Annotated in this window: 10 protein-coding genes and 1 tRNA gene; 3 read left to right on the forward strand and 8 right to left on the reverse strand. The window is 51.9% G+C overall.

What is annotated here, in order from left to right:
* Positions 1-45 precede the first annotated feature (45 nt).
* From WDB71_RS12485 to WDB71_RS12495, 3 genes are all read left to right on the forward strand, one after another.
* Positions 46-1,836 carry an EAL domain-containing protein gene (locus WDB71_RS12485; RefSeq protein ID WP_341501917.1) on the forward strand — a complete coding sequence of 597 codons (1,791 nt, stop codon included), beginning with the start codon at positions 46-48 and terminating at the stop codon, positions 1,834-1,836.
* A 104-nt stretch (positions 1,837-1,940) separates the two neighbouring features.
* Positions 1,941-2,016 (forward strand) — tRNA-Thr (locus tag WDB71_RS12490).
* A gap of 101 nt (positions 2,017-2,117) precedes the next feature.
* Positions 2,118-3,509, forward strand: a complete 1,392-nt coding sequence (locus tag WDB71_RS12495; protein ID WP_341501918.1) for a DUF6538 domain-containing protein — start codon at positions 2,118-2,120, stop codon at positions 3,507-3,509.
* A 196-nt stretch (positions 3,510-3,705) separates the two neighbouring features.
* Here WDB71_RS12495 and WDB71_RS12500 read toward each other — a convergent pair whose 3' ends face one another.
* The 8 genes from WDB71_RS12500 to WDB71_RS12535 form a co-directional block, all read right to left on the reverse strand.
* Positions 3,706-3,999, reverse strand: a complete 294-nt coding sequence (locus WDB71_RS12500) for a hypothetical protein (protein WP_341501919.1) — start codon at positions 3,997-3,999, stop codon at positions 3,706-3,708.
* Positions 3,996-8,138 carry an RHS repeat-associated core domain-containing protein gene (locus WDB71_RS12505; protein WP_341501920.1) on the reverse strand — a complete coding sequence of 1,381 codons (4,143 nt, stop codon included), beginning with the start codon at positions 8,136-8,138 and terminating at the stop codon, positions 3,996-3,998. The genes WDB71_RS12500 and WDB71_RS12505 overlap by 4 nt, the downstream gene beginning before the upstream one ends.
* 629 nt (positions 8,139-8,767) lie before the next feature.
* On the reverse strand, positions 8,768-9,271 hold the full coding sequence (locus WDB71_RS12510; protein WP_341501921.1) for a hypothetical protein: 504 nt from the start codon (positions 9,269-9,271) through the stop codon (positions 8,768-8,770).
* 39 nt (positions 9,272-9,310) lie between these two features.
* A complete protein-coding gene (locus WDB71_RS12515) occupies positions 9,311-10,252 on the reverse strand; it encodes an IS5 family transposase (RefSeq protein ID WP_341501922.1) in 942 nt (313 codons plus the stop codon).
* 486 nt (positions 10,253-10,738) lie between these two features.
* Entirely contained in the window at positions 10,739-11,542 is an 804-nt protein-coding gene (locus tag WDB71_RS12520; protein ID WP_341501923.1) for a hypothetical protein, read from the reverse strand.
* Positions 11,543-11,589: 47 nt separating this feature from the next.
* Positions 11,590-12,141: a hypothetical protein gene (locus tag WDB71_RS12525; RefSeq protein WP_341501924.1), complete on the reverse strand. Its 552-nt coding sequence runs from the start codon at positions 12,139-12,141 to the stop codon at positions 11,590-11,592.
* Between the two features lie 45 nt (positions 12,142-12,186).
* On the reverse strand, positions 12,187-12,489 hold the full coding sequence (locus WDB71_RS12530) for a hypothetical protein (RefSeq protein WP_341501925.1): 303 nt from the start codon (positions 12,487-12,489) through the stop codon (positions 12,187-12,189).
* A gap of 86 nt (positions 12,490-12,575) precedes the next feature.
* On the reverse strand, positions 12,576-12,944 hold the full coding sequence (locus WDB71_RS12535; protein WP_341501926.1) for a metal-dependent hydrolase: 369 nt from the start codon (positions 12,942-12,944) through the stop codon (positions 12,576-12,578).
* Positions 12,945-12,979 lie beyond the last annotated feature (35 nt).

The following is a 12,979-nucleotide window of genomic DNA, read 5'->3' on the forward strand; positions in this document are numbered from 1 at the left end:
ACGGCCATGATCATGGCAGCTACCACCAAGGGAATAGGGTCAGGGATGAAAGACCATCAGGACTCCACCAGCGCACTGTTGAACATGCTGCAGATCATGGCCAGCGCCCTGTCCACCCTCAGTGGCAGGGAATTCTTCGTTGGCATGGCCAACCTGCTCTATGTGCAGTCCGGTGCCGATTACGTCATCATCGGCGAGTGTCAACAACCCGGCGAGATCCGCACCCGGGCCCTGCTTAAGGACGGCCAGCCGCTGCCCAACATGGATTACCGGCTGGCCGGCACCCCCTGCGAAGGCCTGATGGAAGGCCATTGCTGCTGCTATCGCCAGGGCGTGGCCGAACAGTTCCCGCAAGATCAGATGCTTGCCGACCTGGGGGTGGACAGCTATATCGGCCGCGCCCTGCACGACAACGACGGCAAGCCCCTGGGCCTGATCGCCCTGCTCTACCGCCATCCCAAGGAGCAAAGCCAGCTGCTGGCGCAGATGCTGGATCTGTGCGCCAGCCGCACCGGTGCCGAGCTGGAACGCCAGGCCCAGATCCGCCACCTCAAGTACCTGTCCGAGCACGATCCCCTCACCGGCCTCTACAACCGCACCCGCCTTAACAAGGCCGTCGAGCGCATCGAGGACAACGGCGCCCTGTTGCTGCTGGATTTGAACCACTTCAAGGACATCAACGACACCCTGGGCCACGGCACGGGCGACCGCCTGCTGGTGGCCGTGGCCGACCGCCTCAAGGCCCTGGGCGACGACCAGCGTATCGAGGTATACCGCCTTGGCGGCGACGAATTCGCCATACTGCTGCTGGAACCCGGCTCGCCCGTGGAGCTGTGCGAGCGCATCGGCCAACAGCTGGCCCGCACCTTCAGGGTGGACGGCATCGATCTCAGCGTTGGCGCCAGCATCGGCATCGCCCGGGTGCCGGACCATGGCCGGGACCTGGAGCCGCTGCTGCGCTGCGCCGACGTGGCCATGTACGGCGCCAAGCACAGCGGCCGGCTCTGGCAGTGCTACGACCCCAAGCAGGACGGCAACAGTCCCCAGCGCCTGGCCCTGCTGCACGGCATCAAAGGCGCCCTGAGCGGGGGCCAGTTCCAACTGGTCTACCAGCCGAAGCTGGCTCTGGCGGACCAGCGCCTGGTCGGCGTCGAAGCCCTGCTCAGGTGGCACCACCCTGTCCAGGGTGAGATCCCGCCGGGCCGGTTCATTCCCCTGCTGGAACAGACCGAGCACATCCGCGAGCTCAGCCTCTGGGTCATGGAGGCGGCCCTCAGGCAGATCCGCCTTTGGCACGAGCAGGGCCTGGTGATCCCGGTGGCCATCAACCTCAGCGGCGCCAACCTGGGCGACAACAGCTTCGTGTTCCGGGCCATGAAGCTGCTGGACGGCGCCCCCCAGTGGGCCCGCCACCTGGAGGTGGAAATCACCGAAACCGCCTTCATCACCAACCGCGAACGGGCCGACTGGATCCTGCGCCAGCTCAGGGGCCGTGGCGTCAGCATCGCCATCGACGACTTCGGTACCGGCTACAGCTCGCTGTCCTACCTGCACCGCCTGCCCCTGGACCGGCTCAAGGTGGACAGATCCTTCATCCTCAACATGGAAGAGGACGACCAGGCCAGGGCCATAGTGCAGACCATCATCGATCTGGCCCACGGCGTCGGCCTGGAGGTAGTGGCCGAAGGCATCGAAAAGCCGGAGGTGGCCCAGGCCCTTTATGAAATGGGCGCCGACCAGGCCCAGGGCTTCCTGTACGGACGGCCCATGGCCCCGGCGGTGCTGCGGGCCTGGCAAATGCGAAGGGAAAAAAACCGGGCCAGGAGAGCCCGGTAAACAGGACGATGTGAGTACAAGTTTCCGTGGAAACGGGGCTACTCTAACCGCTGTACCTTGGCGGCGAAACCGTAAAAATCAGAACGCTATGTTCGAAAATTCGTGCCGGTGTAGCTCAGGCGGTAGAGCAGCGCATTCGTAATGCGTAGGTCGGAGGTTCGAATCCTCTCATCGGCACCATTTCCAGCTAAGTCTTTGACTTAGCTGAAAATGGTACTTCGAAGAGCATGACGCCCCCGGAAGGTGGTACACCGGGGTGGTACACTCTGTCGAGGTGCATCATGGCAAGTTCACGCTTTATCATCCGCAACCGGCACGGCAATAGCTGGCATGGCCGGATCATCATCCCCTCTTCCTTACGTACGTATTTTGACGGACGCAAAGAGATCCGCCGTTCACTAAGAACAGCGGATAGGACCGTGGCTGTCCGCCGCGCCCTTGCGCTCTGGCTACACTTTCAGAAAATCTTCGAGTCACTTCGGCAAGGCGACAACAAGATGGCCGGGAAGAAATTCGGGCATGATAGCTGTAACCCCGAAACACTTAATAAGAAAGCGCCTATTACGCTGGAAGACGCGCTCGGGGCACCCCATCATTTTGACCTTGGCGATCCTGACAAGGAACTGGAAGCGGCCCAGCGCGCACAAGCAAGAGCCGAAGCGCTGCTTGAGCGTTACAAAGATAACCCTGAGATGCTCGACAGACTTTTCCGGGTCGATCGCAAAATACCGAAGGAAGAAGACGCGCCGCAAACGCCAACACCATTCAACGTCACCATCGATCTGTATTACAAAAAGCTGGAAACACAGGGGCGAAAGGGTAAGAGACTCGCCCCCCGTACCCTGCTCGACTACAAGGACAAACTCACCTTCTGGCAGGACTATTTCGGTGACAGGATGGCCCATAGCATCACACAGAAGGAACTGAGCGACATACAGGGCTGGCTGACCCGCCTGCCATCCAATTACGCCAAGAAAGGCCTCACGGCAATGCAGGCAGCAGACTATGCCAAAGCAGAGCGCTCAACGCTCAAGTCTATTTCGGATAACACGCGGGCCCAGTATCTCGGGCAGCTCAAGGGGGCCTTCGAATATGCATGGAGCTGCGGCTTTACCGTGACGAATATGGCGGGCTTCATCGAACTTCCCAACACCCAGACAAGACGGGATATCGAGCGCCTGCCCTTTACTATTGAAGACTTACGCCTGATTTTCCCCGGCGGCGACTACGGGACCGACTTTGGTGACACCAGAGGCAAAATTTCCCTTGAAGCCAAATTCTGGTTCCCGCTCCTGGGAGCCTTCACCGGAGCCAGGCTGGAAGAGCTGGCCCAGCTCAAGGTCAGCGATATCCGCACCTGCCCTGACACCGGCATTATCTATGCCATGGTAGACAACCGGGGCACCGCCTCGGACGGTGTTCGCAAGCGAACCAAAAACCTGAATTCCGTCCGGCAGATCCCCATTCATCCCATGCTTATCAAAATCGGCCTGCTGAAGTTTCTGGAAGAGCGCAAGCAGGACGGGCCTGATGCCAGCTTGTTCCGGCTTGCCCGAGACAAGCAGGGACGTATGGCCAAAGGCGTTTCCAACTGGTTCTCACGCTTTGAGCCCAGGCAAGGACGGAAACCCAGGGCCGTGAGCTGTTCCCTGCACCACCAACATAAGCATTGACTTATTTGATCGGAGTGAGCAAGAGCAGCATCTTCTAGCGTCTAAGGTCACTGACGGCATTTGAACGAAAGTACGCTATGGATGAGTTGCTGTCCCTTTCCTCCTCTCAGAAACGTAAACAGGGTCACGAAATCACCAAGATTCATTAGGCAGCGACGGGTGTTAAACCCGCCGCCAATTACAAGCTCCTTGAAAATTAAATTACAATCACCATCTCTTCCTCCTTTTTAGTTGGGTAGTATTTTTTCTTGTAATCCAACTCAAAAAAAAGAGTACCATGTATACCAACAACCTTCTTTTTGTTTATTGGTACAGCCCATAACTTAGGCATGATCTCCGAACACTTTTCCTCACCCAACCTTGAGATTAGATCAGAAAAAAACTCTATATCCCTCCCCTCTGGAAAAATAATATGAAAAACATCATCCTCGATACAATAAATGTCGTAAGTGCAGTTTTCCGCACCATCAATAACTTGAATGTTTCTCATTTTTTACCTCCTCTCGTTTTACCACCTGGGTGAACGTTTATGTAACCACCGCCTGGCTTCTGGACATCCCAATGCGGTCCACCATGGCCATTGGGTCCAGTAGGAACCCAGACATTGCCTCTTTTATCTGGATATCCGTATCCCCTGCCATTGGGTGACCTAACTTTTTTTCCATCCCATTTTTTTGGTGGCTCATAGCCGTCTTTTTCAGTAGGACACCCAGGAGCGTCTGCTGCTAACTCATTAGACTCTTCATTCCAGGCATCAAGTAGCTCATCTCCAATCCAAAGTCCAGCCCCAAAGCCAGCTGCACCACCAACAACGCCACAAACTGGCCCACAAACAAAGTTACCAATTATAAAGCCACCCTCAGCTGTAATCGCATTTAGGCCTTGAGGGTCAATGCTAATTAGAGGATTTCCGCCGACATAGACATATGTATTAATTCCACCAGATAATCCAATCGGATCACTTTGGACATACCGTCCGGTCAATGCATCATAGTCTCTGTGCCAGTTCTGCCAGGTGGCGCTTTCCTTGTCCCAATACTGGCCGGGGAAGCCAATGTTGACTTGGCCAATGCTGGTGCTGAGTACAGAGCGGCCGAAAGTGTCGTTGCGGGCTTTCCACACCACCGTCTGACTTTGGTTGGTAACCTGCTCCGGGCGACCAAGGTGGTCACTGTGCACGTAATAGAGCTGGCCGTTGTGGATCAGGCCGACGATCTCGCCATCCAACCAGACATAGCTCTTGTAGCGACTCCCAGCACGCGTTTCTGTAAGCAGTTCACCGCCTTGCCCGTAGATGAAGTGCGTTTCATAGGTGGGCGCCTTCTTAGCGACGCGCAGGTTACGGGCGTCATACCAGTTCTCGTAGGACTGGCCGCCGCCGCTGAAGGTGCGAACCCGGTTTTCGCCGTTGTATGTCCAGCTGAAGGCGCCCTTGCGCACCTGGTTACCGGCTGCGTCGTAGTCCCAGAGGTAACTCCAGGAGGAGGTGCCGGATTTGCGGGCCAACAGCTGGTTGCTGCCGGAGTCAATGCTCAGGTATTCGCTGTTATAGCGGGTGCGGTTACCTGTCTTGTCATAGGCATAGGTTTCCTTGGTGGTACTGCCATCGACGACCTTGGTCAGCCTGGACATGCTGTCGAAGGTGAGGTAACGCTTGATACCGGTGAGACCATCGTAGATGTAGTCAATATTACCTGCTGCACTCCATGCGTAGGTACGGTTGATGCGCTGAGGCGACTGGTAGCTGAAGTTCATCGTACTGTTCAGGGGGGGCCAGCCGGCACCGTGATACAGCCTTTTGAGTTGATAGCCAGTGCCGTACTCGCGGTAGGTCCTGAGGCTGTTGCCGTAGGAGCCGTAATACAGCGGGCCAAACGGCTTCCTGTTCAGTCCATTGATCACGTTTTTTGTGGTGCCGCCGATTGTAATGGAAACACCGTCAGCCTTGCCGTAATAGCCGTAGCTGTACGTCACAACCTCGCCGAACGGGTACTTGATGGTCTTTACCCTGCCGGCCTTGTCGTAGGTCCAACTGGTCTTGTAGGTCTTACCGTTGGTGACCCTGGTCTCTGTGGCAAGATTGCCGTCGGGATGATAGGTGTAGCTGCTCGAACCGGCGCGATCGGTTACACGGCAGAGGCGGCCTGTGCCATAGGTGCAGCTGTCGTAGGTGAAGTGCTTGACCACGTCACCCGAGTCGGCCTCGGTAACCCGCCCCAGGGCATCATAGCTGTAGGCTGTACTCTTGCCGTTTGCCCTGTCGACGCGGCTGACAAGGCCATTCGCATGGTAGCTGTAGCTGGTGATCCCCGTATCAGGGCTGGTGACCGTTAAAACGTCGCCGAAGGCGTTGTAGCTATAGCTGGTCTTTTTGCTCCTGGGATCGATGACCCAGATGACGCGATCGTGGTCGTCGTAGCCATAGCGGACAATACCGCCGTCGGCACGGGTTTCCTTTACCAGCCTATTGTGGGCGTCGTACTCATAGGTCCAAGTCCTGCCAAGGCCATCCTTCCTGGTTTTCAAGTTGCCATTGGCGTCGTAGCTATATGTCTCGGTCTTAGACCCGGCCTTGCTGGTTAGGGGATGATTGAGCTCATCGTAGGTGTTGGTGGAAAGGTAGTCTTGCACCTCTACTTCCGTTGGCTCCGACTCGCCAGGGAAGCAAAACGGGTTGCAGCCTGTCATGGATGACTGCATTTCGACATGACTCAGCTTCTCGGTCAGGGGATTGCTCGCCTTATCGTATGTGAAGCGCTTAATGTGGGGCAGGCGAGTCCCGGTCGTCAGGCTTGCGCTGATGAGACGCCGGGCGTCGTCGTACTCATTTGTCAGCTTGAGTCCCTCGGGACCAACGGACTCCAGAAGCTTGCCGTCGATGTCGTAAGAGAAGGTGGTAGTGACCGTGCCGGTGGGCAGAAGCTTGCTGACAGAACCTATCCTGCCGCGCGGGTCGTACTGGATATTGGTCTTTATGCCGTTGGCATCCACTACCGTAGTCGGTCTGGCCATGCCGTCGAATGCGGTGTACTGCAGGACAGTATGTTTGGCATTGGCCACTTTGTAGAGCCGCCCCTGACTGTCGTAGCTGTAGTCGACATAGTCAGACACATCCGTCCTGGGGCCATCTACACGCATTTTAGTGAGATTCCCACCAGCATCTTCAGTATATGTGTAGGTTGTTACCCTTTGCTGGTTCGTGCTGAGATCCTTTTGAGTCACCCGCAGCACCCGTCCGACGTCGTTGTACTCGGTGCTGGTTTCCAGATTACCGAGGGTTTCCTTGGCTACCTTGTTGTAGATGGAATGCCACTCTAGATGCCGTATCTTTTCCTCGGCTGTTCCCTCTCCCCTTATTTCCTTGGTTATGTTGCCCAGAATGTTCCGTTCGAATCGTGTGCTGTTGCCGGCACGGTCGGTAACTAGCTCGCGATAGCCGTTGGCGTCGTATTGGTAGGAAGCATTGCTGGCCACACAGTTCGCTGATGCCAGGCCTTCCACGCGGCCGATCTGCCCAGGAGTATCGGTAGACATCCAGAACTTGGTTTGTTTGCCAAGGGGGTTGGTCTCAAGCACATAGCCGCTGCTTAGGTGGCTATAGTCCAAACGGACAAGCTCTGCTCCTCCGGCATGTTGACTAGAAGTGGCTCTCTTGGAACTGTCGTAGGTCCAGGTGGCGAAACGTTTACCGTTGAAAGAAATCCCGGTTAAAAGTCCATAGGACTCATAATGGTATTGCTTTAGTTGAGTGTCAGGAAACCTAATTGACGCCAGTTTAGAACTGCTATAGCCGTAAATATATACCGCTCCGCTGGAGTCTGTGACTTTTTCCACTCTTTTCCCTGAATAAGAGAAAGAGAGGCTGCCACCTTTACTTCCAACCACTTGCTTAATTCGCTTTCCATATGTTGAGTCTTCATATGAGAAAGCTATGCCATTATTGTTTCTTGTATCCTGAATTGACTTGATTGAGCCATCAGGCGCGTAACTCTCTACTACGCCATCAGGAGCGAAGTAAGTCCATCCAACAGGGGTTTGAATTAAGCGCTCAAGCTTGCCAGAGCCTTTTCTTTTCCAAACTGTGCTGCCGTTTTGCTCCGACGGGTACACTGTCATCGTGCCCTTATTAGCACGGTAAAGCTTAACTCGCGTGACTTTTCCAAGGTAAACAGTGGGGGTTAATTTATAATCAAAGTTGCTCTGCCAGTTGTCCCCAAAAAAACCTGACGTAGAAGAGTAACTACGGTATTCCCGTCTCAGAGAAAGAAGGGGGTTGACTAAATTCTCAATGTCAATTTCAATTTGGATTTTTTCGCCAGTGGCGATATTGATGGGGTTGCCAGAACACAAGCTTTCTTTATTTTCATCTCTCTCTGTTGAGTCAGCGCTGCCAGAATCACCACCTCCCAAATCGTGATCTCCACTATTATACCCACCTCCAGTCAATATAGAGCCTGAGTCGAAGCAAGTTTTCACATCTTTATATGTTGTCACATAGTGCTTAACGCCTTCCATGTCTGTATATGAGTAGGAACCTGAACGAACTTTATCCGTCCAGCAGTACTCTTCGCCAGCAAATGACTTCCCAGCCAAGATGGCTAGCACAAGCAATGTATATCTATTTTTCATATCCGAATAACCTAGAAGATATGGCATGATTGGTAGGATGGGAGAGGGCAACAGAACGCTATCAGCTTGTTGCAAATCTGTCAAAGGCGCGTTTAATGATTTTCACCCACATTCAGCTTAATGCAGTTTTTTTGAGCAAATCATTTCCGGAGGCCTCACAGCCTCATCCCCTGCCAGTGGAGTCCCCACTGACAGATATACCCAGAACGGCCATGCCATTACCAACTTTGGTGTAGCAATCACCTAGGCTAAAGGAACCTAGACAATGGCTTGCCCCCTTATAAGTGAGAGATACGGCACTTTAGTATTTCGTAGACTCCCCAGGATTAGGTCAACCGCATATAACAGAAAGGCCTAAAGGGATTAAACAGATCCGTCATCATTTGCATGGCTCCCCTCTTCGGCATATAGTAGGTAAGCGACATCATCAAGTCCCGTCTTTTTGACAGGCAATCCTAAAAGCGCTTTGGCACCGTCAAAGCGCTTTTTCCTTGTTTTAAGGGTATAAAAATGCTCTATAACTGTCACAATATGTCAGCATATAGAAAGTAAGCTTATAGATTAAGGGAGGAATGAGTGCTTTCTGGATCCCTCAGCAGAGAACCATAAAATCCTCTACCGATAAAAGATCACGGAGAGTCAGGTTTGTTAGGCTTTATCGAAGATAAAATTTCACCGGCTTCTTCAGCAGATACACTTCCACTTTTAAGAACGAGACTAATCGTTGCGACCATCTGATTGAAATTATTTTGCAAAGAATCATGATACATTTTCATCTGCCTTTCCAGGCTTTCAGTCTGCCTTACCAAACTTTCAGTTTGCGTCTTTATTAGATTATCAAATGACTCTCTATGAGCTTTCATAAGCTCTTCATTGTTTTTCTGTTGCTGTTCACTAACAACTCTAAAATTATCTTTTATTAAAGAAAACTCTCTTTGAAACCGTTCTGAGAAACGGTTTGCAATTTTTTCCTCACATCGAGACAGACGGTCCTCCATACTTTTATTGCCAACTCTCTCTTCCATCCTTATCAATCTTTCTTTTATATCGTCCAGTTTTGAGTCTACTTTATCCACCCTTTTGGACGTTTTGGTAAAAATTCCACTAAGCCATTTAACGGCCTTGTTGATCAATTCAGCCCCAAGGCCAGTGGGCCCCAACACCGTCCGGGGTCAGCGCACCATGTCACTGACCGGCATGCCCAAGGCCGTCATTTTGTTCAACGCCGCAACCCGGGCCATTGCCTCGCCAACCTGGCCGTTGTAGTCGCGCAGTCGTAGCCGGTTGCCGGTCAGTTGCTTGAACCGCCACATCGCCGTCTCCCCTATCGAGCGGCGGTGGTAGCCGCTCGCCACCTTCCATTCTGCCAGCTCCCCGGCCTTGAGCGCCGCCACCGCCTCGTTGCGGGGATGCCCTGCCTGCCAATAACCGGCATTGCTGCGTGGTGGTATCAGCGGGCGGGCGCTTTTGTGGGCGATTTCCTCGTAGCATTGCCGGCTGTCGTAGGCGCCGTCAGCGTAGACGCTGCCTATCTGGCGGCGCAGTGGCCTGAGCATGGGGGCTAGGACCTGGCCGTCGGCCACATTGTCCAAGGACAGCTCGGCGTAGATGAGCCAGTGACCCTGGCCGTCCACACCCAGGTGCAGCTTGCGCCAGCTGCGGCGTTTCTCCTTGCCGTGCTTGCGCACCTTCCATTCGCCTTCGCCGTAGACCTTGAGGCCGGTGGCGTCGAACACCAGGTGCGCTACCGGGCCCTTGGGGCGACGGATATCCACTGTCACCGTCTTGGCCCGCTTGCTGATGCTGCTGTAGTCCGGCGAACTGAGCTCCAGGCCCATCAACTCGAACAGCGAATTGATGAAGCCCTCCGTCGCCCGCAGGCTCAAGCCGAAGACTGCTTGGATCATCAGTGCGGTGGTGATGGCTTGGTCGCTGTAATGCAGGTCCCGGCCCCGCTTGCCGTTGGGCTGGGTGCTATGCCAGCTGCGGATGGCCGCCTCGTCCAGCCAGAAGGTCAGGGAGCCGCGCTTGACCAGCGCTTCGTTGTATTGGGACCAGTTACGGACCCGGTACTTGGCCTTGGGCTTCTTGTTATTGCTTTGCGCGGCTTTCATGGCCATGGCGGTTGTCTTCTACGGCTGGGATTGGCCGATCTGATCGCCCGGCTCCGACTAAGTTCCATCGATTTGGTCAACAAGGCCCCATTTAACTACACCACGCAAGGATGTCTTGTCAACCACACTGCCATTTGAATCACCACCATCATTTTTATCAGTCATAATAATCACCAGTAATTAGTAAAGATATCAAACTCTAATTTGCATCAATCGCCATCGAAATTTATCTTAAACTCTGCAACCAACGGCAAGTGATCTATTACGACTGCCTTATATTCAGATAAAGTCATTTCTAGTATTTCATGCATAGGCACTATCTTTAATATACCTTCAAGGTATTCTTGCTCCCCTATATCAGTGAAGGCATATCCATCAAGAAGATTTCCAATATGAGTGCTCCCTCTGGTTTCACTAATATGGCTGCCTTGCCCAGCACTGTGCACTATACGAAATCCTAAGCCTGTCTCCATAAATTAACATAGCTCATGTCTGTTCTTCGTCCTGAAGAGGTCTAGTTGCTTCACAACTTTCCTTGAAGTTCATTTGCTTTTCAGGGTCAAGAGCTTGGAACTTTTTCTGCTTATAAATGATTCCACAAGCTTTCTTCGTATCAAATGCTAACTCGCCAAATCTAGGAGCTAATTTATTTGCAGAAAAGGCACTCCAAGTTATCAGCGCAATCAGAGCAGCCGAAAGATATTTCTCCTTTAGTGGCTGGGAGTATGATGCAATAGGGAAAACGCAGCACCTTAAATACAACCAAACAAAGAATGATGTAACTAACACAGACGCAATAAAATTATCTTCCACAAACTTATCCATTGTTGTCTGCTCAATCAAAAGCAAGTTCATGTAGAAGACAACTATTGGAAAGAAAAAGAAGATAAACACAGAGTAAAATCTTGCATATTGAAGGGAGCATAAAAAAACACTACTGGATACGTTAATTTTTCTCTTTGAAACCATCTCTACCATGTAGAGCAGCAAAAAGAAGGCCACTGTAGAGAAGAGTGCGTAGTAGGTAATTTGGGCAAGGATCGTGAACTGGCTGCTAAACAAGGACCATGCCACGCTCAGATTCCTATGAAACACCAGGTCTATTACAGCTATGAAAAATGAAATCAATGTTACGGCGTAAACGATGTCCAAAAGAGCATAACTTAGACCTCCCTCCTTTTTATAATCGGCCTCAACTATATCAGGTCTTTTCATAAAAATTGCGACCCTGGTCAAATATTCAAGGAAAGGAATTCTTTCTTTCATGACTTTAAACGGCTGGCTATACACATTGAACTCCTGTCATTCCAATTACACTGCCTATCTGGAATCCTGGTTTAATCTGATGCTTTATGGCTATGCATCATTCTATCCACTGAGAGCCCTTTATTTAGGCTCACAACGCCCTTGTAGATATACTCTTCATCATATGCTGATGCGTATCGGATCGATAACTCCACATCTTTCGATGCCAATAACGACATCATTTCAAGTTTACAGCCAAGGATGTCGGCACCAGTAACGGATATAAGATGCACTTCTTCTGAAGGCTTTAACACTGCCCCTACAGGAAGGTATCTGTTGACAAAACAGTCTGGGTTCAACCCAACACTTTCATACATTACCCTCAAATCACCAGCCGTTAAGTCAAAAGCCTCTTGATTGATAATGATTTTTGCTGACTTAATAAAGGCTGGGCCAACGCCATCATTACTGACAAATACGCCGTCTCTGCCTTTATCGCCTGTCACTACAGGATTGCTTAACAGATACGGTTTCAGGGAAAGCCTGTTATGCTCTCTTGTTACAACTCCCTGCCAGATGGATACTACTAATGCAATTATTGCTATAACAGTTACAGCAATATTCATTGTCTTTTCAAGGCTCATATAAGACCTCCCAACAAAGAAACATCTTTGTTTTTGCAGATGATGTCACCCGGTTTTCGCATCCCGGCCAGCAGAAAAGTAATAAGTAACAACACTGCCGACGAGCATAGAGGCGAATGCCAGGACTTCAGTAAAATGAGGGTTTTGGCTAAAGGCCAGGACGAAGACTATTACTAGCATGGCGAATACAACGCCCATTGCCAGAAGTGGCTTGGCTCGTTTATTGAGTCGCTCTGTTACTGGCTCGGCCATCCCTATGCCGCCACAAGCCCCACAAAGCAAACCGATATGTTCATTCCCTTTCAGTTCATTCTTCTTAATGCAGGCGGTACAGCTTTTACTTTCCACACCATTCTTACATGTCCCTGTCCCGGCACAGTGGGCGCATGGGTACAAGTTAGATCTAATGCTTTCCAAGCTAACCTCCAAGAGGCCTATATCTTCCCCACAATGGGGAGCGATTTCTTTGTGAACGAATCAAGGAGTAAGTGGCTTAGGTATGCACCCCCGCCAATCAATAACAGTTGCCTCATCAACTGTTTTCCTGCTGTTTCCGGTTCCCAGCCATAAAGTTTTTTCATTCCGTAGAACATCGTTACCGCTACAAAAAAGCTATGAAAAAACTGGCGATGGTTAGGATGTAAAGCAGGTTCCAGAATGTCCGGCAACCTGCCGCCGATACTGCCAATCAGTGCTGCGGAAAACGGGTCTACAGCAAAAGACCCGGCATTCTTCCTATCAAGCATGCAAAGCAATGCTCCCGTGACAGCACCTGCCGTTTGGTGTGTCTTACCATTCGCCAACGTTACTTCTCCTTCCTGACGCCTTTGAACGGGGT

The sequence above is a fragment of the Gallaecimonas sp. GXIMD4217 genome (genome assembly GCF_038087665.1).
Taxonomy (GTDB): domain Bacteria; phylum Pseudomonadota; class Gammaproteobacteria; order Enterobacterales; family Gallaecimonadaceae; genus Gallaecimonas.